This is a genomic window from Vibrio sp. 1CM23M, from assembly GCF_023161755.1.
Taxonomy (GTDB): Bacteria; Pseudomonadota; Gammaproteobacteria; order Enterobacterales; family Vibrionaceae; genus Vibrio; species Vibrio coralliirubri.
On the sequence record NZ_JALNTR010000011.1, the window covers coordinates 98,132 to 124,381 of the forward strand.

Annotated in this window: 23 protein-coding genes; 9 read left to right on the forward strand and 14 right to left on the reverse strand. The window is 45.3% G+C overall.

Annotation, left to right across the window (positions count from 1 at the left end; genetic code table 11):
* Positions 1 to 97 precede the first annotated feature (97 nt).
* The 3 genes from MSG35_RS21580 to MSG35_RS21590 all read right to left on the reverse strand — a co-directional run bounded on the left by MSG35_RS21580 (position 98) and on the right by MSG35_RS21590 (position 2,459).
* Entirely contained in the window at positions 98 to 763 is a 666-nt protein-coding gene (locus tag MSG35_RS21580; protein WP_048607125.1) for an OmpA family protein, read from the reverse strand.
* A gap of 113 nt (positions 764 to 876) precedes the next feature.
* Complete coding sequence (locus MSG35_RS21585) at positions 877 to 1,566, reverse strand: DUF2786 domain-containing protein (RefSeq protein WP_017059769.1); 690 nt, start codon at positions 1,564 to 1,566, stop codon at positions 877 to 879.
* Positions 1,567 to 1,775: 209 nt separating this feature from the next.
* Positions 1,776 to 2,459 (reverse strand): DUF3334 family protein, encoded by a 684-nt coding sequence (locus MSG35_RS21590; protein ID WP_050635104.1) that lies wholly within the window; start codon positions 2,457 to 2,459, stop codon positions 1,776 to 1,778.
* 222 nt (positions 2,460 to 2,681) lie between these two features.
* On the opposite strand from MSG35_RS21590, the gene MSG35_RS21595 reads away from it, so the two are divergent.
* Both MSG35_RS21595 and MSG35_RS21600 read left to right on the forward strand, forming a co-directional pair.
* On the forward strand, positions 2,682 to 5,717 hold the full coding sequence (locus MSG35_RS21595; RefSeq protein WP_248384985.1) for an FAD-binding and (Fe-S)-binding domain-containing protein: 3,036 nt from the start codon (positions 2,682 to 2,684) through the stop codon (positions 5,715 to 5,717).
* 66 nt (positions 5,718 to 5,783) lie between these two features.
* Positions 5,784 to 6,245 (forward strand): isoprenylcysteine carboxylmethyltransferase family protein, encoded by a 462-nt coding sequence (locus MSG35_RS21600; RefSeq protein WP_048607122.1) that lies wholly within the window; start codon positions 5,784 to 5,786, stop codon positions 6,243 to 6,245.
* Between the two features lie 99 nt (positions 6,246 to 6,344).
* On the opposite strand, the gene MSG35_RS21605 is transcribed toward MSG35_RS21600, so the two are convergent.
* The 6 genes from MSG35_RS21605 to hutC all read right to left on the reverse strand — a co-directional run bounded on the left by MSG35_RS21605 (position 6,345) and on the right by hutC (position 13,724).
* The gene (locus MSG35_RS21605) at positions 6,345 to 7,070 is read right to left on the reverse strand and encodes a DUF3581 domain-containing protein (protein WP_010438254.1); all 726 of its coding nucleotides are present in this window, start codon (positions 7,068 to 7,070) and stop codon (positions 6,345 to 6,347) included.
* 226 nt (positions 7,071 to 7,296) lie between these two features.
* A complete protein-coding gene (gene hutH, locus MSG35_RS21610; RefSeq protein WP_086969618.1) occupies positions 7,297 to 8,829 on the reverse strand; it encodes a histidine ammonia-lyase in 1,533 nt (510 codons plus the stop codon).
* A gap of 14 nt (positions 8,830 to 8,843) precedes the next feature.
* Positions 8,844 to 10,538 carry a urocanate hydratase gene (gene hutU / locus MSG35_RS21615; RefSeq protein ID WP_248384986.1) on the reverse strand — a complete coding sequence of 565 codons (1,695 nt, stop codon included), beginning with the start codon at positions 10,536 to 10,538 and terminating at the stop codon, positions 8,844 to 8,846.
* 72 nt (positions 10,539 to 10,610) lie between these two features.
* Entirely contained in the window at positions 10,611 to 11,660 is a 1,050-nt protein-coding gene (gene hutG / locus MSG35_RS21620; protein WP_248384987.1) for a formimidoylglutamase, read from the reverse strand.
* Entirely contained in the window at positions 11,647 to 12,897 is a 1,251-nt protein-coding gene (gene hutI, locus MSG35_RS21625; protein WP_248384988.1) for an imidazolonepropionase, read from the reverse strand. Before hutI ends, hutG begins: the two co-directional genes overlap by 14 nt.
* 113 nt (positions 12,898 to 13,010) lie before the next feature.
* Positions 13,011 to 13,724 carry a histidine utilization repressor gene (gene hutC / locus MSG35_RS21630; protein WP_052879113.1) on the reverse strand — a complete coding sequence of 238 codons (714 nt, stop codon included), beginning with the start codon at positions 13,722 to 13,724 and terminating at the stop codon, positions 13,011 to 13,013.
* A gap of 447 nt (positions 13,725 to 14,171) precedes the next feature.
* On the opposite strand from hutC, the gene MSG35_RS21635 reads away from it, so the two are divergent.
* Positions 14,172 to 14,915 carry a sporulation protein gene (locus tag MSG35_RS21635; RefSeq protein ID WP_248384989.1) on the forward strand — a complete coding sequence of 248 codons (744 nt, stop codon included), beginning with the start codon at positions 14,172 to 14,174 and terminating at the stop codon, positions 14,913 to 14,915.
* 114 nt (positions 14,916 to 15,029) lie between these two features.
* Here MSG35_RS21635 and MSG35_RS21640 read toward each other — a convergent pair whose 3' ends face one another.
* Positions 15,030 to 15,953, reverse strand: coding sequence for a DUF3187 family protein (locus MSG35_RS21640; RefSeq protein WP_050651889.1), 924 nt, complete (start codon positions 15,951 to 15,953; stop codon positions 15,030 to 15,032).
* A gap of 461 nt (positions 15,954 to 16,414) precedes the next feature.
* On the opposite strand from MSG35_RS21640, the gene thrS reads away from it, so the two are divergent.
* The 6 genes from thrS to MSG35_RS21670 all read left to right on the forward strand — a co-directional run bounded on the left by thrS (position 16,415) and on the right by MSG35_RS21670 (position 20,602).
* Positions 16,415 to 18,343, forward strand: a complete 1,929-nt coding sequence (gene thrS / locus MSG35_RS21645; protein ID WP_016768282.1) for a threonine--tRNA ligase — start codon at positions 16,415 to 16,417, stop codon at positions 18,341 to 18,343.
* 2 nt (positions 18,344 to 18,345) lie between these two features.
* Complete coding sequence (gene infC, locus MSG35_RS21650; RefSeq protein WP_076654893.1) at positions 18,346 to 18,897, forward strand: translation initiation factor IF-3; 552 nt, start codon at positions 18,346 to 18,348, stop codon at positions 18,895 to 18,897.
* A gap of 104 nt (positions 18,898 to 19,001) precedes the next feature.
* Positions 19,002 to 19,196, forward strand: a complete 195-nt coding sequence (gene rpmI / locus MSG35_RS21655; RefSeq protein WP_004738430.1) for a 50S ribosomal protein L35 — start codon at positions 19,002 to 19,004, stop codon at positions 19,194 to 19,196.
* Between the two features lie 42 nt (positions 19,197 to 19,238).
* Complete coding sequence (gene rplT / locus MSG35_RS21660; RefSeq protein ID WP_004733517.1) at positions 19,239 to 19,592, forward strand: 50S ribosomal protein L20; 354 nt, start codon at positions 19,239 to 19,241, stop codon at positions 19,590 to 19,592.
* A gap of 214 nt (positions 19,593 to 19,806) precedes the next feature.
* A complete protein-coding gene (yqfB, locus tag MSG35_RS21665) occupies positions 19,807 to 20,124 on the forward strand; it encodes a N(4)-acetylcytidine aminohydrolase (RefSeq protein WP_102480633.1) in 318 nt (105 codons plus the stop codon).
* Positions 20,125 to 20,164: 40 nt separating this feature from the next.
* Positions 20,165 to 20,602, forward strand: coding sequence for a hypothetical protein (locus tag MSG35_RS21670; RefSeq protein WP_048663542.1), 438 nt, complete (start codon positions 20,165 to 20,167; stop codon positions 20,600 to 20,602).
* A 104-nt stretch (positions 20,603 to 20,706) separates the two neighbouring features.
* Here the strand turns inward: MSG35_RS21670 and MSG35_RS21675 are convergent, their stop codons facing one another.
* From MSG35_RS21675 to MSG35_RS21690, 4 genes are all read right to left on the reverse strand, one after another.
* Entirely contained in the window at positions 20,707 to 21,945 is a 1,239-nt protein-coding gene (locus MSG35_RS21675; protein ID WP_248384990.1) for a leucine-rich repeat-containing protein kinase family protein, read from the reverse strand.
* A 119-nt stretch (positions 21,946 to 22,064) separates the two neighbouring features.
* Complete coding sequence (locus MSG35_RS21680) at positions 22,065 to 23,639, reverse strand: ATP-binding cassette domain-containing protein (protein ID WP_248384991.1); 1,575 nt, start codon at positions 23,637 to 23,639, stop codon at positions 22,065 to 22,067.
* 521 nt (positions 23,640 to 24,160) lie between these two features.
* On the reverse strand, positions 24,161 to 24,739 hold the full coding sequence (locus tag MSG35_RS21685) for a TetR/AcrR family transcriptional regulator (protein WP_048607093.1): 579 nt from the start codon (positions 24,737 to 24,739) through the stop codon (positions 24,161 to 24,163).
* Entirely contained in the window at positions 24,736 to 26,172 is a 1,437-nt protein-coding gene (locus tag MSG35_RS21690; RefSeq protein WP_248384992.1) for a coniferyl aldehyde dehydrogenase, read from the reverse strand. The genes MSG35_RS21685 and MSG35_RS21690 overlap by 4 nt, the downstream gene beginning before the upstream one ends.
* Positions 26,173 to 26,250: the final 78 nt, after the last annotated feature.

Genomic DNA, 26,250 nt, shown 5'->3' on the forward strand with positions numbered 1-26,250 from the left:
GTTGGTTATTATTATCACGTTAAATGAGTAACATAACTGATAAACAACTATATAGAGGTTAATTCAAGAGATAAAGACGGACTGGGCTTTAATCGTGCTACTTAAGCGGCAAGATTTGAATTTCTACGCGACGGTTACAAGCACGACCTTGAGAGGTGTTGTTGTCACATAGAGGGTAACGCTCACCGTTACCACGAGCAATAGCACGACCTGCAGCAACGTCTTGAGAGATCAAGAATGCACGAACAGATTCAGCTCGACGCTCAGAAAGGATTTGATTGGTTGATTCGCTGCCAGTGCTGTCAGTATGACCTTCAATCACTAGGCTAGTGTCTGGGTATTCAACGAGGATGCGAGCAACGCCGCGAAGGGTATTGTGAATGCTTGATTCTAAAGCGTAAGAGCCAGAATCAAAACCGATGCCGTTTTCTAGGCGAAGTAGAAGTTGGTTCTCACCGACACGTTCAACTTGAACGCCTGAATTCATTAGCTCTTCACGAAGGGCTGCTTCTTGTCGGTCAAAGTAGTAACCAATACCACCACCAACAGCCGCACCACCTGCTGCGCCGATAAGTGCACGTTTACCACGATCTTTAGAGTCACCAGTTGCAGCACCAGCAACGGCACCAGCGAGTGCACCAATTAGAGCGCCTTGAGTTGCAGAGTTAGTCTCAGATTCGCCAGTTGTCGCGTTTTGGCGTTGAGTTGCCTGACAACCCGTTAAAGCGATAGTAAGCGCTAGGGCTAGTGTGATTTTTTTCAACGTATTTTCTCCATCATGTACTTCTGTCAAACGAATGAATTCGAGTGACAAACATAGTCCTGTAAATCTTATTGATGGTTTTTATCAATACGTCGAAGTAATGTAAAGTGGCTCTATGATTTAGTTATCTTTTTAGCTGCCTGGGTACCGCCAACTGGTCGATTAACAGACAATTTACGACCTTTCTTCAAACCAACTTCATAATCGGCGGTGAGGTTTTTCATCGCTTCTCTCAGTTGCTGTTTGAACGTTTCACGGTCGATATTTTTGAATTCTTTATCAATGTAATTATTGATCTTGTTGTTTGATTCGTCGTCTGGGGTAATGGTTGGTAGCTTTTCAAGCGCACCTTCAACCCAGCCTGAAACAAACGAGTTTACGCGGCGTGTCACTTCTAATGACCCTGTGCCAGAGCCAGCAAAGCTGTTTCTGAATTGGCCTGTGTGCTCATTCAGTTCACGATAAATGATATCGAAAGCGAAGGCTGCGAAGATCGCGCGGTCGGCTTCACCAATGAACTCAACACGCTTGAGGCCTTTGTGATTCAGTAATACGGCTTCTACGCCAAATTTGGTGTTGATACCGCGAATAACACGCAGCAGTGTAGAACTGATATTTGCAGGTAACAGGTGACTGGACTGAGTTTTCCCCATCTTGATAAATTCAATATCGTCTTTTTCGAGACCATATTTCAGCATCAAGTTATGCGCCATTTTTATCGCATTGGCAGCTTCATTGACGTTCGCAGAATTTCCAAGCTCAAGACACTTGGCAATTTTCTTTAGGGCTTTTTTCTTATCCATCGACAATTTAATCAGTACCGCAAATTTTTAAAAGTCCAACATTTTACATGTTTTCGCGGGTAACAGAAAGGCAAAACTGGTTTGATGAACAAGTGAGGTGGTGAACATTGAACTGCATGAGCCCAGTTGGCGACAAAAACAAAAACGCCATCAAGCGTATTGATGGCGTTAGTGACACGATTTTCCTGATTAACTAGAGTATTAGTAATCTAGATACCCAGTTCATCGAGTAGATCTGCTGCAGAATCATTGCCTGAGCTTTGAACTGGCTTGTTCGCTTCTTGCATTTTTTTCTGAGTCGCCTCAAGAATGCTATCTGGACATTCGTCTTCTGCGATTTCAAATTCTTCCAATTGAATGAATTCGGTCTTATCCATCGCAAGCTCAAGGTAGAAAATGTTGTTATTAGCGGTAGAGAAGGTCACACGACGAGCTTGTGGACGATCGAGATTAGTATCAACAGAAAGGTTAACTTGCTTGTTCAGAGCCAGCATTTTCGGTTGGTTTTGTGTGATGTTGGTTTGCAGTTCTTTGCGGATTTTATTAGTGAAATCGCCAACCAATTGGTTCATCAGCTCACCTAATACATCGCCCACTTCGTCTGAAGTATGAAGCACAGCGAGCTCGTTTTCAGGCATGCCCATATTGCGCATGTAATTGGTATAGATCTCTAGCGCTGCTTTGGACGTAAAATTGATAACAACAAGACCAGAAAAGCCGCCGTCAAACAGAACGAAGCAACCAAAATCTGGCTTTAGGCTTGTCTTGTTGATCTTTTGAACCATGGCTGAATAGGACACCTGAGAAGCCGTCGCTGAAGTCAGTACGCTTGAGACTGATTGGCATAGTTTAAGAAGGATATCTTCAGTTGTGACTGTTTTGTTTTTTTTCATTGTGATGTGCTCGTGGAGATGTCTTAAACAAAATGTTATTCAGTATATTGCTACTGAATTAAGACGAAAGTGACTATTTCTCCATTCTTGCACTGAGATTCTGATTTGATCACCTTTTTATATGATCTTAATAGTAGTAAAGTGACGAAATTCAAAGAAAATTATTAAAAATCTCAGATAACCCAATGCTGATTGGATCAGCGAAGTAGGGGCAGGAAGCAAATGTTACCAAGACTTCAACTCAATGCTGATGTCGATCCAGTTGTCGTACGCTTTTTAGATGAACTAAAAACAGCGGGCTTTACTGGCGACATTGAATCTCAATATTCTAGCCGTTTGGCTGTGGCGACTGATAACAGTGTCTATCAGCAATTGCCGCAGGCGGTCATCCTTCCTAAAACAACGCAAGATGTTGTGCTTATCGGTAAAGTGGTTTCTAAATCTGCTTACGAACGCGTGACTTTTTCCCCTCGTGGCGGCGGTACCGGAACCAACGGACAATCTTTAACAAAAGGTGTCGTGGTTGACCTGTCGCGATACATGAATAAGGTTCTTGAGATTAACGAGAAAGAAGGCTGGGTAAGAGTTCAGTCTGGTGTCGTTAAAGATCAATTGAACGACGCTGTTCGCCCTTATGGTTACTTTTTCTCTCCAGACCTTTCTACCAGTAACCGAGCAACCTTGGGTGGTATGATCAATACCGATGCTTCGGGTCAAGGGTCATTGAAGTACGGTAAAACCTCAGACCATGTATTGTCGCTGCAAGCGGTGTTCGCAGATGGTTCATGTCTAGAATCTGATTTATCACACGGCTTACCTGTTGAGGGTGAATTGGCTCACCATGCACTTGCGGTGACAGAGGCGGTTTGTCGAGACAAACGCGCTCAAATCTTAGATAAATTCCCTCCGCTGAATCGCTTCTTAACAGGCTATGACCTAAAGAATGCAATCAACGAACAAGATGACAGCTTTGACCTGACTCGCGTTCTATGTGGCGCTGAAGGTTCTTTAGCATTCATCACGGAAGCAAAGTTAAACTTAACCAAGATTCCAAAAGCGCGCACACTGGTTAACGTGAAATACAACACGTTTGATTCTGCGCTGCGTAATGCGCCGTTCATGGTGGAAGCGAAAGCACTGTCTGTTGAAACGGTAGATTCAAGAGTATTGAACCTAGCGAAGCAAGACATCGTTTGGCACACCGTGAGCGATTTGCTGACTGATGTTCCGAACAAAGAGATGCTTGGCATCAACATGGTTGAGTTTGCAGGCCAAGATGAAGCGGAAGTTGAACAGCAAGTTCAAGCGCTGACTGCACGCCTTGAAACCATGGTTGAAAGCGAAGAAGCCGGCGTGATTGGTTTCCAAGTTTGTAGCGATTTGGCGAGCATTGGCCGAATCTACAACATGCGTAAGAAAGCAGTGGGTCTGTTAGGTGCGGCGAAAGGCCGAGCTAAGCCAGTCGCTTTTGCTGAAGATACTTGTGTACCACCAGAAAACCTCGCGGATTTCATCTCTGAATTTAGAGTGTTGCTTGATTCAAAAGAGTTGAATTACGGCATGTTTGGTCACGTAGATGCGGGTGTATTACACGTTCGTCCGGCATTGGATCTGTGTGATCCGATGCAAGAAGCCTTGATGCATGAAGTCTCTGATGAAGTGGTTAAGCTGGTGGCGAAATACGGCGGCTTAATGTGGGGTGAACACGGTAAAGGCTTCCGTTCGGAGTATGGCCCAGACTTCTTTGGTGAAGAGCTGTTTACCGAATTAAGACGTGTTAAAGCAGCATTCGACCCGCACAACAAGATGAACCCAGGCAAGATCTGTACGCCTTTAGAAAGTGACGCTGAATTGGTGAAAGTCACCGATACCAAGCGTGGTTTCTACGACCGTCAGATCGACGTACAAGTGCGTGACAGCTTCAAGCAAGCAATGGAATGTAACGGTAACGGCTTGTGTTTCAACTACGATACTAGCTCGCCAATGTGTCCTTCAATGAAAGTTACGGCTGACCGACGTCACTCACCCAAAGGCCGCGCAGGCTTGGTAAGAGAGTGGTTGCGTCAACTGACTGAACAAGGCGTTGATATTCTCGACCTTGAGCAAGAAGCGTTGAAAGACAACACACCCGTTAAGACTATGATTGAGCGTGTTCGCAATACGATGAACAAACGCCATGAGTACGATTTCTCGCATGAAGTTCATGAGGCGATGAACGGTTGTTTGGCGTGTAAAGCGTGTGCGAGTCAATGTCCGATCAAAGTCGATGTACCAAGTTTCCGTTCTCGATTCTTGAACATCTACTACTCGCGTTACCAGCGCCCTGCAAAAGATTATCTAGTTGCCAACATTGAAACCATGCTGCCGCTGATGGCGAAAGCGCCAAAAGTAGTCAACGCTGCATTGGGTCAAAAGTGGATCCAAACGGCAACAGCTAAAACGGTCGGTTATGTTGATGCACCATTGATGTCGGTGCCTACGCTCAAAAATCGTCTAGCGAGTAAAGAGCTGCAACTCTTCGATTTACAGTATTTAGAAGGCTTGTCTTCTGAACAGAAGAAACAGCATGTGCTGATCGTTCAAGACCCGTTTACCAGCTTCTATGATGCCGAGGTGATTGAAGATTTCGTCACTCTGGCTCAAAAATTTGGCAAAACTCCGGTACTGCTGCCGTTCAAACCGAATGGTAAAGCGTTGCACATAAAGGGCTTCTTAAATCGTTTTGCACGTGAGGCGAAATCGACTTCGGATTTCTTGTCGATGGTGGCGGATATCGGAATTCCTTTGGTCGGTGTTGATCCTGCTCTTGTGCTTTGTTACCGCGATGAATACGTCGAGATCTTAGGTGACAAGCGCGGCGACTTTGATGTACTTACTGTGCATGAATGGTTAATGCCATCGCTAGGTGAGTTCGAAGCACGCTCAGCAAGTGAAGATATGTGGTACTTGTTTGCTCACTGTACTGAGAAAACCAAAATGCCGAACGCTGAAAAAGAGTGGGGTACTATCTTCAAACACTTTGGGGCGGCGTTAACCAGCGTTCCTGTCGGCTGTTGTGGTATGGCGGGAACTTTCGGCCACGAAGTCGATAAGCTACAAATGTCGAAAGACATATATGGTTTAAGCTGGAAGCCTCAAATGCAGGACTTACCAAAAGATCGTTGCTTGGTGACGGGCTATTCTTGCCGTAGCCAAGTGAAGCGTTTTGAAGGTGAGAAGCTTGCTCACCCATTACAGGCGCTAGCAAAAATTCTCTAATACATTTAGCCCAGCAATTGCTGGGCTTTTTTCTAAACTAACAAAGGAATGTTAATAAGGAAAAGTATGAAATTTCTAGAATTAAAAGTACCACCGGTTGCACTGTTCATTATTGTATTCGTAGCATCATACTTCTGCGCTCAGCAGTTGAGCCAAGGGACACTGGCATTACCTTATGGAATGGTAGTGTTAGGTATCGGGGTCGCATTGAGTGGTGTGATCGGAATATCCGGCATATTGGAATTTCGAAAACAGAAAACCACCGTTAACCCGATCAAAGTCGAAACCGCTTCAGCCGTCGTGGACAGTGGGATTTTTGGCTACACGCGAAACCCGATGTACTTAGGGTTGTTCATCCTGCTGTTTTGCTTTGGCTACTTCTTCCAGAATATCTTTAGTGTATTACTCAGCTTTGGTTTCGTGATCTACATGAATTACTTCCAAATCAAACCCGAAGAGCGAGCACTAGAACAATTATTCGGCGCGGAATATGTTGATTACAAACAAAAGGTTAGGCGTTGGATTTAGTGATGGTTTGAGTGCAGGCTTAATGGCTTAGTAATCGAAATAAAAAAGCCCAGCTTGAGATTATCAAGCTGGGCTTTATTGATCTTGTTCTAGAGCTGATTAAGCGGCAGCTGCGAACTGAGCTAGAAACATCTCTTTGCGTTCGTTGAAGCGGTTTACTAGGTCGTCTACAGAAGCTTGGTCGTATGGCTTAAGGCCACTTGCTACCATGCGCTTCACGCCTTTACCGACTACTTCGCCGTCTTCTTTGAAATCGAAGTTCAGAGTCACGATGCCACGTTTGCCTTCAACATCAAAAGTCGCGCCAGAGAATTCAACTTCTGGGTGAGACAGGTCTAGGCGAGTAAATTCAACTTCCATGCTCTCGTAAATCACTAGAGGACGTTGGCAGTTGATCATCATTTGTTGTTCTTCCATAAGAGGAACCATGATGTGAGGGAAGTTCATGCCAGAGAATTTAACGTAGTTTGTTACTACGTGCTCGATGAATGCTTGGTCGTGGCTCTTTTCACCTTCACAAGACATGTGTAGGTACTCTTTGCCTTTCTCGTCAACCAGTGAGCTTTCTTTCTCACATTTGTTGTCAACGCTTAGCGCAATACCGTTACCAACCATACCTGAAAAATCAAAACGCATTTTTTGGCTGATGCCTTCTTTCTGCAGAAGAACTGCAAACAAAAGATCGCCAGGCACGCAGAAGCGCTTGTTGTCTTCATCGTGAATTGGGTTGAAGTCAGCGGCTACTTTTTTAGCAAAGTGGCTAGCTTGTTCACGAGTGAATTGAAATTGATTGTCTTCAGTAGAAAAGTAAGGTGTCAGAAACATAGTATCGCTATTAGTCATCAAATCTGGGGTGGATTATAGCTAACTAACTTCGCTCTAATGGTCTATCCAGTTAACTTTGCTTATATATCAATCGATTAGATAAATACGTTGGATGGTATGTGACGATTTTAAGGGGAATATGGTATTTGGCTCAATGCAACAAGGGCTAATCAATAGCCCTTGTTTATATAACACTCTAATGGGTGTTGTTCAGATTGTTTCTCTCTTAAAAGCTACACAGAATACCTTCAGGCATTAGGTGATTGTGCACTGATAATTTGAGCAATAGGTTCGCTTGCTCGATATCAGGTGAGAAGTAACGGTCTTTGTCGTAGAAGCTCACTTTTTCACGCAGAATCTGTTTCGCTTCTTCAACTCGAGGTGAAGATAGGTTTGGCGCTCGGAAGTCCAAGCCTTGTGCTGCTGCTAAGTATTCAACGGCCAAGATGCCACGAGTGTTTTCTGCCATGTCACGCAGTCGACGACCCGCAAAGGTGGCCATAGATACATGATCTTCTTGGTTTGCCGATGTTGGAAGGCTGTCTACTGATGCTGGGTGTGCCAGTGTTTTATTCTCGCTTGCCAGAGCAGCAGACGTTACTTGAGCAATCATAAAGCCTGAGTTAACGCCGCCGTTATCGACTAAGAAAGGTGGCAGTTTGCTTAGTGCGCTATCAATCAGCAGTGCCATTCTTCGTTCAGAAAGGCTGCCAATTTCTGCAATCGCAAGTGCTAGGTTATCCGCTGCCATGGCCACAGGTTCTGCGTGGAAGTTACCACCTGAAATAATGTCGCCGTCTTCAGCAAATACCAGTGGGTTATCCGATACCGAGTTCGCTTCAACGTTTAACGTTTCCGCTGAATTACGAATTTGCTGTAAGCAGGCACCCATCACTTGAGGCTGACAACGTAGCGAGTAAGGGTCTTGAACCTTTTCACAGCAAGTGTGTGATTCACCAATCTCACTCTTTTGATCAAGCATATGACGGTAAGCAAGCGCGGCATCCATTTGACCACGATGACCACGAACGCGATGAATTCGAGGGTCAAACGGACGACGACTACCCAGTGCAGCTTCAACAGACATTGCACCACACACAGTCGCAGAAGCGAACAAGTCTTCCGCTGCGAATAGACCTTCTAACGCAAAGGCAGTCGATGCTTGTGTGCCGTTTAACAGCGCTAAGCCTTCTTTCGGCGCAAGTGTGATTGGTTCAAGACCTGCGATCTGCATTGCTTCTAAGCCAGTGATGATCTTGCCGTTGTGGCGTGCTTGGCCTTCACCTAGCAGAACGGTACTCATGTGGGCGAGGGGAGCAAGATCTCCAGATGCGCCTACTGATCCTTTTTGTGGAACACACGGGTAAACCTGTGCGTTCACAAGATCGATAAGAGCGTTAATCACTTTGAGGCGGATACCCGAGTAACCGCGAGACAAGCTGTTAATCTTCAATACCATCATCAAACGCACGGTTTCATCAGACATGAACTTGCCAATGCCTGCTGCGTGAGAAAGTACGATACTTTTTTGTAGAACTTCGAGATCTTCAGGCGCAATTTTGGTGTTTGCCAATAAGCCAAAACCCGTGTTGATGCCATACACAGTGCGGTCTTCAGCAATCACTTGCTCAACAACCTGCATGCTCGCTTCAATATCAGGGATTGCAGCAAGATCCAGAGATAGGTTCACAGGGCTACGGCTGATTTTGCGAAGTTCAGATAGGCCTAGTAGTCCGGGCTTAAGTAATAAATTCAACATGTTCTCTCCAGACATTAAAGGCGACGAAGTTCTTCGTTTAGCATAGGTAAATCAAGCTTCTGCTCTTTGGCACATTGCTTGGCAATATCGTAACCTGCATCAGCATGACGCATAACGCCGGTTGCTGGGTCATTGTGAAGTACGCGAGCAATACGCTGTGATGCATCTTCACTACCGTCACAACAAATCACCATGCCTGAGTGTTGCGAGAAGCCCATGCCAACGCCGCCACCATGGTGTAGAGAAACCCATGTTGCGCCGCCTGCAGTATTTAGCAGAGCGTTCAATAGAGGCCAATCTGATACAGCATCTGAGCCATCCATCATGCCTTCTGTTTCGCGGTTCGGGCTTGCCACTGAGCCTGAATCTAGGTGGTCACGACCGATAACAACGGGTGCTTTCAGTTCGCCATTTTTCACCATTTCATTGAATGCTTGTCCTAAACGTTCACGATCTTTCAATCCAACCCAACAGATACGCGCTGGGAGGCCTTGGAACTGAATACGTTCACGCGCCATATCTAGCCAGTTGTGTAGATGTGGGTTGTCTGGAATCAGTTCTTTTACTTTTTGGTCTGTTTTGTAGATGTCTTCTGGATCGCCAGAAAGAGCAGCCCAACGGAACGGACCGATGCCTTCACAGAATAAAGGACGAATATAAGCAGGAACGAAGCCTGGGAAATCAAATGCGTTTTCTACGCCTTCTTCCAGTGCCATTTGGCGAATGTTGTTGCCGTAATCTACGGTTGCAGCGCCACGGTATTGCAGGTTTAGCATCGCTTGTACTTGAATCGCCATCGATTGTTTAGCGGCTTTCACCACTTTTGCTTCATCAATGGTGCGCTCTTGTGCGGCTTTCTCCATCGTCCAACCTTGCGGCAAGTAGCCGTTAAGAGGATCGTGGGCAGATGTTTGGTCAGTCACTACATCAGGTGTGATATTGCGTTCAACTAACTCTGGGAACACGTCTGCCGCGTTACCTAATAAGCCAACAGAGATTGGCGTGTCTGACTCTTTAATCATTGCCATCGCTTCATCTAAGCTGGTGGCTTTTTTGTCTACATAGCCAGTACGTAAGCGGTAGTCGATTCGTGATTCATCACACTCCACGGCGATCATTGAGAAGCCAGCCATCGTGGCAGCAAGAGGTTGAGCGCCGCCCATGCCACCAAGACCACCCGTTAGAACCCATTTGCCGTTCGCTTCACCTTGGAAGTGCTTCTTGGCAATCGCGACAAATGTTTCATAAGTACCTTGAACGATGCCTTGTGAACCAATGTAGATCCAGCTGCCTGCTGTCATTTGGCCGTACATCATCAAGCCTTCTTTATCGAGCTCATTGAAGTGTTCCCAGTTCGCCCAGTGTGGAACAAGGTTCGAGTTAGCAATTAGTACGCGAGGCGCGTTTTTATGAGTCGGGAACACGCCTACAGGTTTACCTGATTGAACAAGTAACGTTTGGTCGTCTTCTAAACGCTCTAATACTTCTACAATCTTGTCATAACATTTCCAATCACGCGCAGCGCGACCAATACCGCCATACACAACCAGTGCATGTGGGTGTTCTGCCACATCAGGGTCTAGGTTATTCATCAGCATACGCAGTGGTGCTTCTGTTAACCAAGATTTAGCGCGCAAAGTGGTGCCATGAGGTGCGCGAATTTCGCGAGTCGTGTCGAGACGAGGGTCACTGTTGTGGTGTTCCGTCATTTTGGAATTCCTTCTGTTTCACGTTATATCGTTGTAGTTGTAGTTGTAGTTGTAGTTATCGGTATAGCTGGATTAGCCGCTGGCCATTGCACTGGCTATATCCCAACATAAACGAGCCGCCAATCGAGCCGTTTGGCCATCAACGTCGTAATCTGGGTTGTATTCCGCAATGTCCGCGATAATGAGTTTTTCACTGTGTTGGAAAATCTGTTCTAGAAAAGGAGCGAGTGCTTCATAGCTCACGCCTCTTGCCGCTGGTGCACTTACGCCCGGTGCAGTCGCAGCGGGGAAAATATCGAGGTCGATAGTGAGATAGAGGTAATCACACTCAGCGATGAATTTTTGCAACTTAACCAGTTGAGCGACTTGGTTTATTTGGGTCATGTCGCGGTCGTGTTCATACCACACGCCCAGTTGGTCAGCTTTGTTAAACAGCGCTTTGGTATTACTAGCCGCGCTAACGCCAAGACAAGCGTAATGAAACGGCCATTGATGTATGTGGCAGTAATCACTTATCTGGTTAAAAGGCGTGCCTGAGCTCGGTTTCACATCGGCGATTTCGCTTTCAAATTCACGAAGATCAAAGTGAGCATCAAAGTTAACGATGCCGATCTTAGGTTTGTGTTCTGGCTGATTTTTATGAAGGTGTTCGGTTTTTTTATTTAGGTGCTCAGCGAGACCTTGAAAAGATGCCCAAGCCACTTCGTGACCACCGCCAAGGGTAATCACTTTGTTAGTTGATAGAGCATTGGCAATCACAGATGCACACTGTTTTTGGCTGACTTCTAATTGATCGTCATTGCATTCGATATCACCGAGATCGGCGATGCGTGCGTCACTGTGCCAAGCCATATTCGCCAGCGCTTGGCGAATCAGGTTAGGTGCTTGTTTCGCGCCTACGCGTCCTTTATTTCTTGCAACACCGGCATCGCTGGCAAAGCCAACCAAGACGATAGCGCTGTCAGTCAGCTCGTCACTTAAGTCACTACTTTGTACTTGCTTGGTAATGTGATGAACGCGAGTACCGAGTGCGCCATCTTCAAGATCATTACGTCCGGTCCAAACAAAGTTATGTACGGTTTCTGTGTTTTCTTGGATACCGTTGGATTTAGATTGAGTCATGACACACCTCGCCATTAACAATGCGTTTATGCAGATGAGGAACACCGACTTGATAGCTTAGATCGGCAGGGTGGTCGATATTCCAGATAGCTAAATCTGCGGCATAACCGATTTCGACTTTGCCTTTGGTTTGTAACTCACCAATGGCAGCTGCAGCGTTACAAGTTACACCACGCAATGCTTCTTCAGGCGTTGTACCAAACAGGGTGCAGCTCATGTTCATCATCAGCGTTAAGTCTGCAAAAGGGGAGGTGCCGGGGTTTAGGTCTGTCGCGATCGCCATTGGAATCTTGTGTTCGCGAAGTAGGGCGACGGGCGGCTGTTGAGTCTCTTTCAAGAAGTAGAAAGCACCGGGTAATAAGGTGGCGACTGTGCCTGACTCTGCCAGTGCTTTTACTCCGGTTTGATCGAGGTATTCAACATGGTCAACAGAGAGTGCACCGTATTTAGCTGCGAGCGCACTGCCGCCCATATTTGAAAGTTGTTCAGTGTGACCTTTAATCGCCAGCCCATGTGCTTTGGCAGCTGCAAATACACGTTCGGTTTGTTCTAGGTTGAAGCCGATAGATTCGCAAAATACGTCAACGGCATCGGCGAGCCCTTGCTCTGCAGCTTTAGGAATGATCTCTTGGCAAACCAGATCTATGTAACGATCTGGTTGTTCTTTATATTCAGGTGGCACAGCATGCGCGGCAAGGAGAGTGGTGGTGATCTTAATACGGCGATGATTCTCTAACGCTTTGGCTGCACGCAGCATCTTGAGTTCATCTTCAAGTGTTAAACCATAGCCAGATTTTACTTCGATGCTGGTTACGCCACTTCTTAGCAGACCATCGAGTCTAGGTAGCGCCATTTCAACCAGTTCAGACTCTTGGGCTGCGCGTGTTGCAGTGACTGTCGCAAGAATCCCGCCGCCTTGTTTGGCGATGTCGGTGTAAGAGACACCATTCAAACGCTGTTCAAATTCGTTGGCGCGATTGCCTGCAAATACGAGGTGAGTGTGGCAATCAATCAGCCCTGGGGTGACGAGCTTGTTTTTGCAATCATAGGTGATGTAATCCGCAGAGCCATCAGTGCTCGGTTGTTCTACCTCAGAAGCACGAGCCTCATGGTTTGAACAAGAGATAGACACGATCTTACCGTCTTCGATAACGATATCTTGAGCGGAAGAGGGCTGATAACCATCGGTTCCCGAGCTCATGGAGACCACTCGTGCGTTTTTGAGGATCAAATTCATAATCACCTAGATCTTTGCTAAATATTAAATGTATATACAAATAAATAGGCTAAACGCTGACCCGAATCAAGTTGATGTTGCAAAAATGTGATCGGCGATCAGGATGATGTTCTTTAATCTAGAAGTATCTTGGAGCTTAATTTGTACTTAGAGCCAGGATGGTAGAGCAATGCAAAGCTGATGAGGCGCTCTTTGCTCCATGTTCTTCTATTCAAAAGAAGGCAAGGCTCTGATTCAGATAGCTTTAGTGAGGTTCTGATTTGAGAGTCTGGAATAATGGCCTCAACCGTATGCTCGATAGCACTTAACGGGCAGCTTTTTGAAAGGTATTCGTTGGGTGTAGAGGTTGAAAAGTCTTGCTCTAGATATTTTGGAGCGGCTTGAGAATTCACCCAACGTGCTTCCAGTTGTATCGGTGTATTGTCCGCAAAATGGATGATTTCACTATAGAACACCTCTGCGTTAATCATCACACCTAACCGTGTAGCTGTGCTTTCATCAGCCTTGATACTATCGTGCTTGATAACTTGGCTAGTATACGTTTGGCCTCGGTCTTTGATCTCTTGCGCGATGTTGTTGATATCAAGCAACGGAGATTGCGCTTTTTCGTCTGGTTCACAAACAAAAGTCCCCAGTCTTGGTTTCCTGATGAGCTTGCCTTCAGACACCAGATCTCGAATGGCTTTATTGACCGTCATTCGACTCACATTGAACTGCTCTGTGAGTTCGAGTTCTGTGGTTATCTGGTAACCCACTGGCCAGTGACCATTGTTGATATTATCGTCTATGAACTGTTTTATCTGTAGGTAGAGCGGCGCTTTCGACATAATGAAACCTTATTTGACTATACAAATAGAGTAACGGAATTTTTCACGATTTCAACATTTCCTCGGGCAATGTGACCTTATTCAACATAGATGGGGCAAATTGCTTGATTCTGTGAGGCAAGTGTCGCAAATTGTCACGCAATAACTAGTAGGGCATGTTGATCTTTCGAGCTGGTTTTTGCAGCGAGTTGCTGGGTATTTATACAAGGCAGAGGCTTTGATGTGTAGCTAGCCTACATGAGAAGCCGATAACGCAGTAGAAATGACCAGCAAACGCTGCCCGAAGGGTTCGGCTAAAAGCGTTTTACTCTTTGTTGAGGGAGATTTGCTTAGAATGACTAGGCTACTTCTCCCTCGCCGCGATTAAAACGCTTTTATCTCGAACAAAACTCAACCACGAAAGGTCAACACGCCCTAGCTAATCAGATAATTAGAAAGGGAAATAATATGTTTAAGAAATTAAAGGCCTCGTTGGGCATCGGTGCAGCAAAAGTTGATACCGTCTTAGATAATATTGAAGTTTTCCAAGGTGGAGAGTTGTCTGGCAATGTTCACATTGTTGGTGGCGACGTTGAGCAACAAATCGAGCTGATTAACTTGGTTCTCAACACAGAAGTAAAAGTCGAAACGGAAGACAGCACCAGCTACGAAACTTTTTCACTAGGTCGTATTCAAGCGGTAGAGCCTTTCGTGATCCAACCGGGTGAAACCAAATTGGTGCCATTCCGTCTCAAGTTAAATGATGAAACGCCAGTCACAGCGTTGAACGCACAAATGAACCAATGCCATGTATGGGTTGAAACCAACCTAGATATCGGCTTCGCGATTGATCCTAAAGACCGTGATTTCATTTCAGTTCATCCACTGCCAACAGTCGCTAAAATCATTCAAGGTGTGGAAGCATCGGGGATGGCAATGGTGAAAGCAGACGTCGAGAAGGGCTTCTTGAAAGGCAACAGCTTTGCTTCTCGCTCGGGCTGTTACCAAGAGATTGAATTTCGCAGCGGCGGCTTTATGAATAACAAAGAGATCGAGCTGTCATTCATCGTTGAAGGTTCAATGATTCACTGCTTAGCAGAAATCGACCGCTCAATGAGCTTTCGTGGCGACCAATACATCTCATTCAGCTTACCTGCTAACGCTGCCGACTCAGACATTCGTAACGCTGTATCAAGAATCATGAGTGCGTAGTTCCCTCTCTGTAAGTAGTCGCTCTGTCTATTAATAGAGACAATACGACTTCTAAAGCCGAACTTAACCATTCGGCTTTTTTGATTCTACTATCTGTCCCGTCCTGAAATGGGTTTACCACTGATGCCGGTAGGCCAATTGGAAGGCAACATCGGTGGAATTATCCATGTTGAAGATGTTCTCGATTATGGATATCTCGACTGCTGAGCGTTGCATCAGATAGCGATAGCCAAACATCATTTCATTTGCGGCTTCTGAAAACTCAGTGTCACCATCTTCCGCGCCTTCATACCAACGGTATTCAAGGTGCAACTCATGGTTTTCAAATAGTGTGAGTTGATAGCCGCCCATCCATGACCATGTCGTCTTCTTATATGAAAAGCTATTCTCCGCTTCTCGACTGGACTGATTCGCAACCCCTAAGCTGGTGTAGAAGGTATTAATGTCTAGTTGGTATGCATAGTTGAGTTGAGCGCTTTGTTCGGTGCTGCTTCCTTTAAATGCACCGTGGCTGACATTGTTATGGTAAAGGGATACGCCAAAAGATAAGCCGTGGTTTTCTATATCTATGATCTGATATTGGGTGTAGAGCGTGAAAGCGCTAGTCAATGTGTCGCCGGAGAAGTCTCGATTATTGACGCCATGGTCTGGTGCATAGATGTCGAATTGGTGTCTGTCTTTCTGGTCTCTACCTGCTTGGTCTATGCTAAATAGATCGTGAAAGTTAATGGTGATTTTGTCGAGATGATTATTGGCGGCGTATAACCAGCGGTAATTGAGCTCTACTTGCCAGGCTGTGGTTAATTGCCATCGTAAGCCAGTTTGAAGTTGGTTTTGATAATAGTCTAAGTGATAGTCGTGGGAGTGGGCCCAGATACTCGCGGCAGTTAAGGCTGTAAATACTTCAACCTTATTCTCTTCAAGAGGGAAGCCTGAACGGAGCGACGGGGTGAGGCGAACCGACTGCAGTGGTGCTTGGGTATAACTGATTAAGGGGCCGTAATCTTTGTTGGCCCATGCGTTTGGCGCAGAAAACATGGCGGCTATTATTAGCGGTAAAGGTCGTATGAGCGATATACAAGTAGCCCGTTTCTCCATATGTACCTCATCTGCATTCCGTTGCTTCTATATAGCTTAGTTCTAAATAACTCGTTTGTAAGAGGTAAGTTGTATGAGTTAACTCGGAACTGGTAGGGTGCAGTTGTTTAGTCGGTGTAGCTTGGTAATCAAGAGGATTAGAAGAGTAGGTCAGTCACCACAGCATGGTTAACCTCACCAAACGAAGCGGTTGGATAGCTTGCGGGTTCGCTCTGTCATTGTCATTTCATATAATTTCGTTACAATGTTCGGCTACTCACAAGTGGGGCATCTGTATTTGCTTCTATGTGGGTATATTTATTATGCCTATATCCCCAATCAGCGTACCCGTTGATTGAAAGACATATATTAAACATTTTCATGTGTTGCTTGGTGTGCAACACCACTGTAAAGGACAAATAATGCCAATTATTACTCTTCCTGACGGTAGTCAGCGTCAATTTGACAACCCTGTATCAACTCTAGATGTTGCCCTATCAATCGGTCCTGGTCTTGCGAAAGCAACCATTGCTGGTCGTGTAGACGGCGAGCGTGTTGATGCTTGTGATCTTATCGAAAACGATGCAAGCCTAGAAATCATCACAGCTAAAGATGAAGTTGATGGCCTTGAAATCGTTCGTCACTCTTGTGCTCACCTTTTAGGCCACGCGGTTAAGCAGCTTTTTCCAGAAGCGAAAATGGCGATCGGTCCTACTATCGATAACGGTTTCTACTACGATATCGACCTTGAGCATTCTCTAACGCAAGAAGATCTAGAAAAGATCGAAAAGCGCATGAAAGAGCTAGCGAAGACCAAGTACCAGGTTGTTAAGAAGAAAGTTAGCTGGCAGGAAGCGCGCGACGCATTCGAAGCTCGCGGCGAGACTTACAAGATTGAAATCTTGGACGAGAACGTTTCTAAAGACGATCGTCCAGGCCTGTACCATCACGAAGAATACATCGATATGTGTCGTGGTCCACACGTGCCTAACATGAGCTTCTGCCAGCACTTCACTCTACTTAACGTAGCGGGTGCATACTGGCGTGGTAACAGTGACAACAAGATGCTTCAACGTATCTACGGCACTGCATTCCACGACAAGAAGGCACTTAAAGCTCACCTTGTGCGCCTAGAAGAAGCGGCTAAACGTGACCACCGTAAAATCGGTAAAGCGCTTGACCTATTCCACATGCAGCAAGAAGCACCAGGCATGGTGTTCTGGCACCACAACGGTTGGACTATCTTCCGTGAGCTAGAAGTATTTATTCGTCAAAAACTGACTGAGTACGATTACCAAGAAGTTAAAGGCCCATTAATGATGGACCGTGTTCTTTGGGAACGCTCTGGTCACTGGGATAAGTACGCTGAAGCGATGTTCACTACTTCTTCAGAGAACCGTGAATACGCTATCAAGCCAATGAACTGTCCTGGTCACGTTCAAATCTTCAACCAAGGTTTGAAATCTTACCGTGATCTACCGCTACGTATGGCTGAGTTCGGCTCATGTCACCGTAACGAGCCGTCTGGCGCACTTCACGGCATTATGCGTGTTCGTGGCTTCACTCAAGATGATGCTCACGTATTCTGTACTGAAGACCAAGTTCAACAAGAAGTTAAAGCTTGTATTGAAATGGTTTACGATACTTACACAACTTTCGGCTTCGAAAGTATCGTTGTTAAGCTATCTACTCGTCCAGAACAGCGTGTAGGTTCAGACGAAATGTGGGACCGTGCAGAGGCTGACCTTAAGCAAGCGCTAGAGGCAATGGACATTGCATACGAGATTCAAGAAGGCGAGGGTGCGTTCTACGGACCTAAGATTGAATTTACTTTGCATGATTGTTTGGACCGCGCTTGGCAATGTGGTACAGTGCAGCTCGATTTTGCATTACCAGAACGTTTAGGTGCTACTTACGTAGGTGAAGATAACGAGCGTCACACGCCAGTTATGATCCACCGCGCGATTTTAGGTTCACTAGAACGCTTCATTGGTATTCTTATTGAAGAATACGCTGGCTTCTTCCCAACGTGGTTGGCGCCAGAACAAGCAGTTGTAATGGGCATTACAGACAAACAGTCTGAATATGTACAAGAAATTACGAAAAAACTGCAAAAAAGTGGATTTAGAGTCAAAGCAGACTTGAGAAATGAGAAGATTGGCTTTAAAATCCGCGAACATACTTTGAAACGTGTACCGTTCATGCTTGTGTGTGGTGACCAAGAAATGGAAGCCGGCGAAATTGCAGTACGTACACGTAAAGGTAAGGACCTTGGCAAATTTAAAGTGGATGACTTTATTTCATACATCCAAGCCGAGGTTTCAAGCCGTAAGCTCAATCTGGAGGAATAGCTATTAAAGGCGGAAGACGTGGCCAACAACCGGCCAAACAAAACCAGCACCGTTTAAACGGTGACATTCGTGGCGTTCGTGAAGTGCGTCTAACTGGCGCAGACGGCGAAGCTGTTGGTGTAGTATCAATCGCTGAAGCGATGGAAGCTGCAAATGAAGCTGGTATGGATCTTGTAGAGATCAGCCCTAACGCCGAGCCGCCAGTTTGTCGTGTGATGGACTACGGTAAGTTCCTCTTCGAGAAGAGCAAAGCTGCGAAAGAGCAGAAGAAGAAGCAAAAGCAGGTTCAGATCAAGGAAATTAAATTCCGACCTGGAACTGATATTGGAGACTATCAGGTAAAACTACGCAACCTGACTGGTTTCCTAGAAGACGGCAACAAAGTGAAGGTAACAATTCGCTTCCGTGGCCGCGAAATGGCTCACCAAGAAATCGGTGTTGACGTTCTTAATCGTTTGAAAGCGGATACTGAAGAATTTGCAGTAGTCGAATCTTTCCCAACGAGAATTGAAGGTCGCCAGATGATCATGGTGTTGGCCCCTAAAAAGAAGTAATTAACGGCTTTGCAAGTAATTGAACCCTGCAGCCTCAGGTTGCGGGGTTTTATTCGCCCTAATTACTATGTTATTAACAACTCAACAATGCGGAGTTATTCATCATGCCTAAGATGAAAACCAACAAAGGTGCTGCTAAGCGTTTCCAGAAAACTGCTGGTGGTATTAAGTTTAAGCACGCTGGTAAACGTCACATCCTGACTAAGCGTACTACTAAGAACAAGCGTCAGCTACGTCCGAACTCGATCCTTCCTAAATGTGAAGTTGCTCAAGTTCTACGTATGATGCCATACGCTTAATTCTTTTTAGTTTATAAATTCGTTTAGTTTAGGAGAAGCATAATGCCTCGCGTAAAACGTGGTGTACAAGCTCGTGCACGTCATAAGAAAGTTCTAAAACAAGCTAAAGGTTACTACGGAGCACGTTCACGTGTTTACCGCGTAGCTTTCCAAGCAGTTACCAAAGCTGGTCAATACGCTTACCGTGACCGTCGCAACAAGAAACGTCAATTCCGTCAACTTTGGATTGCACGTATCAACGCGGCATCTCGTCAAAATGGTCTATCTTACAGCCGTTTCATCAATGGCCTTAAGAAAGCATCTATCGAGATCGACCGTAAGATTCTTGCTGACATCGCAGTATTCGACAAAGCAGCATTTGCTGTTCTAGTTGAAAAAGCGAAAGCATCTCTATAATTTAGAGTTAGCTTAAAGGTTTAAGAAAAGGAGAACTTCGGTTCTCCTTTTTTATTGCCTGCTATTTGGCTCTTGATAGAGATTCCCTAATCCTTCCTTCGTCAGTCTAGGGAATGACGAAATAAAATTCCGCATCTAATTTTTTATTCGCTTGAACAAGCATTCTGGTATATAAACATTTACCTAACCTTTAAATGTTAAGCGACCGAGATAAATGACCGCACCTACTACTATGACGTTCTTCGAACGTTTTGAAACCGATATCCTTTCAGGCAAAAAGACCATTACTATTCGCGATGAATCTGAGCGCGATTACCAGCCGGGCAGTGTTGTAGAAGTATCCACGCTAGAGCAGGGACGTGTATTCTGTAATCTTAAGATCATTAGCGTTGAACCAATCCTGTTTGATGACTTAGGTGAGTTCCATGCTCAGCAAGAGAACATGTCGCTGCAAGTTCTGAAAGATGTGATTCAAGACATCTACCCAGGTATTTCTCAGCTGTATGTTGTCTCTTATGAGTTGGTAGCTTAAGCCAGATTGGATTAGATTGACTAGCTAGGGATGGCGATTTATGAGTAATAACCAGCAGACACTACTTCAGCTTTACTGTCGTGAACAGCAAGACCAAACGTTACTGTCTAAGAATGACCTTGATAGTGAACTGAGCGAGAGTGCCGATTATTTAAAGTGGTGCGAGAGCAAAAGAAACTTTGTTGAAGAAGATGTCTTAGGGCGTACTTGGGTAAAAAGTTGCCCAGCAGGGTATATTACTGAGGTTCACTTTCATTCGGATGGCAGTCTAACGGAATACCGCTTGTTTGATCGGTTTGAAACTCAAGGTCATTGGCTGTTGAAAAGCGGGTTGCTGCAAGTTGAAATCAGTAAAGGTGACAATCGTTACCAGTTTGATGCGGTTGCGTGTAAAGACTTGAATATCCACTCGGCGGTGGAATATAAAAACCAAGAGCTTCACTCCTACCTTAAGCTTGTTCAGGTGGAAGCTAGTTAACTCGGATTTGACTCATCAAGCTCCAAAAGCAAAAAAGCTAACGTCAAACGTTAGCTTTTTTCATTTCGATCGAACCTTGATTGGCTACTTAGGCTTGGCAGCCCTTATGCGTGATAGTTTTCAAGTTCCTTGTACAGTTCTGAATCTACGTCGTCAGTAGAGCAAACTGTCAATAGGTCTTCAATAAAACACTTGAGAGCGCGAGCTTCGATGCGTTGAATACCCTGTTGCTGCTCTTCAGTCAGGTAACCGTAGATAGTCGCCGCGCCAAAATCACCAAAGATCATTTGACCTTGTTCATTAACCAAGGTGTTGTGCGCATACAAGTCACCGTGGCAAACCTTGTTGTCATGCAGGTGATTAAATACATCAATCATTTGAGTAACGATGTTGTCGATTTGCGCGATTGGAAGTTCGAAACCTTCTGGGAAAGTATCACGCGTGCAAGTATCGAGTGTCGGTGGCAAGCCTAGGTTGTAATGGCAGCTTGGGATAAGCTCCATCACCAACGCAAGGTAATCTTGTTCGTCCACTTGCGCGATAGACTTCACTAAGTTGCTATGGTGACCAGCTTGAAGACACGCTTCTAGTTCATCATGTGGGTAACCGTCGCTTGTCACTTCGCCTTTGAATACTTTAACCGCCACTTCCTGAGGGAAATCAAAATCACTGTTTAACCAATTAGCATGAGATATCACGCCTGATGCACCTTGACCAAGCACTTGATTCAATGAGTAGCATTGCGAGCTTACTGCAGGCACGCTATCTAAGCTGCTCGGGTGTTTGCAAAATGGATTGCCCGCAAAGGCTAACCAAGCAAGTTTTGGTAGCTTAATAAGGAACTCAGGGAATTCAGTCAGTTGGTTTGCAGACAAGCGGACCAGTTCGAGGTTGGATAGGTCTTCCATACTCTCAGGTAAAGCGCGAAGCTGGTTGCCTGCGAGTGCTAGCTTTTGCAGTCTTGGTCTTTCACCCAGTGAGTTAGGCAGAACTTCGATGGCATTATCTGTCAGAATTAACCAGCGCAATTGAGCGGGTAGGGACTCTTCACTCACTGTTTTGATTTGGTTGGTTTTGAAGCCAACCATTTCGAGCTTAGGAAGAGTACCTAGAACATCAGGCAGGTGCGTAAACAGGTTATTCGACGCGAAGATAATACGCAGGTTAGTTAGCTTTGATAACTCGGCTGGTAGGTCTGACAGCTGATTACCTGAAAGGTCTAGGATCTCAAGAGAATCTGCAAGCTCTATGATTTCTAGAGGAAACTCGGTGAGACCTTCTGATAGTTTTAAGCGCTTAATACCTTTAAGTTGCCCTGATTTTAATTGTTCTAGAGTATGCAAACCTTAGCCTTATGAATAGATGTTCGAGGCGCGTAGTTTACTTGTCTCAACCGAGAAAGGCGAGCATCAGTAATGAAGCTCGCCTTACAGGCTTAAGACTCAAGGTTTAGGGGCATGGACTAAAGCTTTATATGGTTTTGGCTAACGCCGACTTCCTCAACAAAATCGCTATCATGACTGACCAAGATGAATGCACCCTGGTATTCACGCAGAGCCGAAGCCAATATTTGCTTTGAGTCTATGTCCAAGTGATTGTCTGGCTCATCAAGTAGAAGAAGCGGGGCATCCTGTTTATGGCTGACGATCAACATCGCCAGCTTCATTTTCTCGCCACCACTGAGGTGAGCGACTTTGCGATATACAGACTCTCGCCTGAATCCAATTCCTGCTAGCAGGGTTCGCGCGTCGCTCTCTGTTAATCCAAAGCTGTGCGTCATTAAGCTATCGAACATCGTCTCGTTGGTGTCTAACAGGCCAAAGTGTTGGTCCAAATAGACGGTCGCCCCCAAGCGCTTAATCGAGCCTTTATAATTGGTGTGTTGACCGTGAATCGCTTTTAACAGTGTCGACTTTCCACACCCATTAGCACCGGTTAGATAACACCGTTCCCCTTGTGATAAAGAGAAACTGATGGGCGCACCAGAGCCGTAAATAAGGCGGCAGTTTTCAACGGTTAACAAAGAGCTCTTTTTACTGCTATTACTTTGCTGTAGATACAAAGCTTGTGGTTTCAGCCGTTCCTTCTGTTCTTTAAGCGACTGAAGTTTATGTTGGTTTTGGTCAATGACATTCCTTTGGCTTGTCGCAGACGCGGCTTGGCTTTGTCCTGCTTTATCTTTCATCGCATCCAATAAGATCTTGGGTTGGCTACCTGACTTTCTGAGTCGGTTTCCCTGAGATTCTCGCTGCTGCGCCTTTTCCTTGTTGGCTTGAGCTTGACGCTCGAGTCGTTTCTTTTCGGACTGATGATGCGCGACCTGTTTGTTGAGCGCTTCGCTTTGGCTAGATACTTGTTTGAAGTAATCATCATAATTTCCTTTATAGAAACGTACGCCTAAGCTGTTGAGGTGGTAGATCCCTTCCATTCGTCTCAATAAGCTTCGATCATGGCTGACGACAAGTATTTTGCCTTCAAACATCAGGCATTGTTCTAGTAGCCAATTGCGTCCATCGTTATCCAAATGGTTCGAAGGCTCATCGAGGATCAGTATGTCGTTATTTGATACGAACAGCTGATGAAGCTGTAGCAAGGCGAGTTGTCCACCACTCAAAGAGTAACAGGGCGTGTTCAAATCACGAGTGATCTTTAATGTACCTAGCAACTGCTGGGTACGTGCCTCTAGATCCCAATCATCACCAACGATATTGAAGTGCTGCAATTCACAGCTACCTTGTTCTATGGCGCTTAATGCTTCTAACTTTTCGGTGAGCCCTAAGAAGTCAGCGATGGTGATGTTGGTATCCAGTAGCTTTGATGGTAACTGAGAGTAAAAGCCGATCGAACCTTGGTGCGAAACACTGCCTGTTGTGGGCTGTTTTTGTCCCATGAGCAATGAAAGTAACAATGACTTTCCAGCCCCATTTCTTCCGACTAGGCCGGTGAGGCGAGTGCTCAAATTGAAGGTGATGTTTTTGAATAACCACTCACCAGTATCGAGTTGGAATGAGAGATTGTTGGCTAATATAGTAGGCATAGAAATACCTCCCTTTACGTGTAAACGAGTAAAAGGGGTGAGGCGCTTTTTCTATATAGAACCCTACACAGAATTCTATATATAGATCGCCAAAGACGTTACTTACTTAGCATGCCAATCAAAGATAGGAAATAGGGTGTTGATGTAATTTCTGTCTTTGAGGTATTGATCTTAAAGATGTTTGTTTGTCAAAAAACGGATCTTTAAGAGCTTGATTTGTCGCGAAAATAGATGACGAAGTAACGCCCACTAACCCCGAGTGTCCAAATGATTTTTATAAAAATAAATCGGATGTCAGGATGTTAGTACTTCATTATGGCGTTATTCTCTTTTGAAATGATGGTGGGATGGTACTGAAAGAACGTACTCTGAGTCAATATGCTGAGGTGATTAAATTGTGTTCAAATAATTAAAGCGCCTGTGTGGCGCTTTAGTGATCATTATTGGAAATAAGTTGAGTCTAGAACTTATATCTTTGGGTTTAGAGCTTAGAGCTTAGAGCCTTGGGCTTAAAGCTAAAGCTACTTGGTTTGCCCACCAACGGCGCGCCAACACATATCAAAGCTATCGTTGATGTACTTCGATGTTTGCTCTGGTGGAGACTCGCTTTGTTCAATCAGCCAGTTTGCACAAATCAGAAAGTGGCTATGGATGAAGTGTCTAACAAGGTTAATGTCCAACACCATCAATTCACCATCTTCTTGCCCTTTCAAAATGATCTCGTCTAGCGATGCGAACATCTGTGAAACAATCACTTCTCGAGTTTGAGTCGTTGGGTCGAAATGAACATTGGTAAAGAACTTCATCGCAACCGGATTCTCTAATGCCCATTCAATTCCTGTGATCCACATGAACTTAAAGGCTTGGTAGCGATCTTCTACTGCCACATCAGTGTGCGGTTGAAGGGTCGAGAATAGCTCTAGCTTCAGCTCGCGAAACAGCTCATCAATCAATAGAGATTTGTTCTCGAAGTGGTGAAACAACGTCGCTTTTGCCACGCCGGCTGTTTTCGCTATTTGTCCGGTAGATGTGCCCTCTAGCCCTTGTTGAGAGAAAAGCAGGAGTGCAGCATCTAGGATTTTTTGTCTTTTGGTGATCATCTATTGAGTACTTTGAACATCAGTTTCTTGATTGGGTTGTTGTAAGGAGGATGCATTAACTTGGTGAAGTTGATTTTTCCTCTGCTTAGAACGGTTTTGGCATGGCTAAAGGTCTTGAAGCCTTCAATGCCATGGTAGTGTCCCATGCCTGAAGGGCCGATGCCACCGAATGGCGCGTCTTCTGCAGCCACGTGCACCAAAGAATCATTAATACACACGCCGCCAGAGTGCGTGTCTGACAAAAACTTGTTTTGGGTTTCTTTATTATGGCTCATTAGGTACAGAGCCAGTGGGCGTTCTCTCTCTGTGATGTAGCTGATTGCTTCTTCGATGGAATCATAAGGCACGATAGGCAGAACAGGACCAAACAGCTCTTCTTGCATCGCGAGCATCTCATCGTTCACTTCGGTGAGAAGGTGTGGCGTCATTCTGTGGTTTACATCGTCCTGTGCTTGTTCGGTTACCGTGTGTATCACAGCACCTTTTGACTTCGCATCTTCAACCACACCTTTTAATCGATTGTACTGACGCATGTTAACCACTGAGGTTAAGTCTTTGCTCTCAATACCGGCTTTATAAAGCTTCTTGAAATAACGCTTATAAGCTGTGATGAACTCGTCCGTTTTTTCTCGCGGCAATAAGATGTAATCAGGCGCTACACATATTTGGCCAGCGTTTAAGCTCTTGGCAAACAGGATACGTTCAACAGCGTCCGCCACATCAAAGTCAGGGGCAATGATGGTTGGAGATTTGCCGCCTAATTCCAGGGTAACTGGTGTTAAGTTGTTAGCCGCTGCTCTCATAACGTGTTTACCCACAGCGGTTGAGCCTGTGAATAGGATATGGTCAAACGGCAGTTGGCTAAATTTAGCGGAAACATCAGCTTCACCTTCGATGATCGCAACTTGATCTTCACTAAAGCCTTCAGCCAACATCGCTTTTAAAACTCGGTTGGTTGCTGGAGTAAACTCCGACATCTTAAGCATCGCAGTGTTGCCCGCTGCTAATGCTGTGATCAGAGGCCCTAAAGAGAGCATGACTGGGAAGTTCCATGGAACAATGATGCCTGCAACGCCCACAGGCTGATAATGAACCGTGATCTTAGCTGGCGTTAGCATCAAACCAGCTTTGCGGCGTGATGGCTTCAACCACTTCTTAAGGTTCTTCACGCTGTAATTGATCTGGTGAAGAGAAGGGGTGATATCAGCAATCAAGCTGTCGTGCTTTGCTCGATGGCCATAATCTTCAGATACTGCCTCAATCAACTGCTCTTGATAGCGCATTAACAACGCTTTTAGTACTGAGAGGTTTTCTCTTCTCTGCTCAAGCGTAGGATTAACATTATTGCGGTAGTGATCTTTTTGTCGGTTGAACATTTGATCCATGTCGTTGGTTCTCGACGTGTTTGGTTCAAGGTCTAGATTATGGCTCATAGTATCCCCTAAATTCGAAGGCTGACCGATTGGTTGGTCAGTTAAAATTACAAGAAGATCGAATCGAATACAAGGTAT

Excerpts from the sequence above, each read along its gene's own strand:
- MSG35_RS21585 (WP_017059769.1), bottom strand. The coding sequence starts at position 1,566 with ATGGATAAGAAAAAAGCCCTAAAGAAAATTGCCAAGTGTCTTGAGCTT.
- MSG35_RS21590 (WP_050635104.1), bottom strand. The coding sequence starts at position 2,459 with ATGAAAAAAAACAAAACAGTCACAACTGAAGATATCCTTCTTAAACTA.
- MSG35_RS21595 (WP_248384985.1), top strand. The coding sequence starts at position 2,682 with ATGTTACCAAGACTTCAACTCAATGCTGATGTCGATCCAGTTGTCGTA.
- MSG35_RS21600 (WP_048607122.1), top strand. The coding sequence starts at position 5,784 with ATGAAATTTCTAGAATTAAAAGTACCACCGGTTGCACTGTTCATTATT.
- MSG35_RS21605 (WP_010438254.1), bottom strand. The coding sequence starts at position 7,070 with ATGTTTCTGACACCTTACTTTTCTACTGAAGACAATCAATTTCAATTC.
- hutH (WP_086969618.1), bottom strand. The coding sequence starts at position 8,829 with ATGTTGAATTTATTACTTAAGCCCGGACTACTAGGCCTATCTGAACTT.
- hutU (WP_248384986.1), bottom strand. The coding sequence starts at position 10,538 with ATGACGGAACACCACAACAGTGACCCTCGTCTCGACACGACTCGCGAA.
- hutG (WP_248384987.1), bottom strand. The coding sequence starts at position 11,660 with ATGACTCAATCTAAATCCAACGGTATCCAAGAAAACACAGAAACCGTA.
- hutI (WP_248384988.1), bottom strand. The coding sequence starts at position 12,897 with ATGAATTTGATCCTCAAAAACGCACGAGTGGTCTCCATGAGCTCGGGA.
- hutC (WP_052879113.1), bottom strand. The coding sequence starts at position 13,724 with ATGTCGAAAGCGCCGCTCTACCTACAGATAAAACAGTTCATAGACGAT.
- MSG35_RS21635 (WP_248384989.1), top strand. The coding sequence starts at position 14,172 with ATGTTTAAGAAATTAAAGGCCTCGTTGGGCATCGGTGCAGCAAAAGTT.
- MSG35_RS21640 (WP_050651889.1), bottom strand. The coding sequence starts at position 15,953 with ATGTTTTCTGCGCCAAACGCATGGGCCAACAAAGATTACGGCCCCTTA.
- thrS (WP_016768282.1), top strand. The coding sequence starts at position 16,415 with ATGCCAATTATTACTCTTCCTGACGGTAGTCAGCGTCAATTTGACAAC.
- rpmI (WP_004738430.1), top strand. The coding sequence starts at position 19,002 with ATGCCTAAGATGAAAACCAACAAAGGTGCTGCTAAGCGTTTCCAGAAA.
- rplT (WP_004733517.1), top strand. The coding sequence starts at position 19,239 with ATGCCTCGCGTAAAACGTGGTGTACAAGCTCGTGCACGTCATAAGAAA.
- yqfB (WP_102480633.1), top strand. The coding sequence starts at position 19,807 with ATGACCGCACCTACTACTATGACGTTCTTCGAACGTTTTGAAACCGAT.
- MSG35_RS21670 (WP_048663542.1), top strand. The coding sequence starts at position 20,165 with ATGAGTAATAACCAGCAGACACTACTTCAGCTTTACTGTCGTGAACAG.
- MSG35_RS21680 (WP_248384991.1), bottom strand. The coding sequence starts at position 23,639 with ATGCCTACTATATTAGCCAACAATCTCTCATTCCAACTCGATACTGGT.
- MSG35_RS21685 (WP_048607093.1), bottom strand. The coding sequence starts at position 24,739 with ATGATCACCAAAAGACAAAAAATCCTAGATGCTGCACTCCTGCTTTTC.
- MSG35_RS21690 (WP_248384992.1), bottom strand. The coding sequence starts at position 26,172 with ATGAGCCATAATCTAGACCTTGAACCAAACACGTCGAGAACCAACGAC.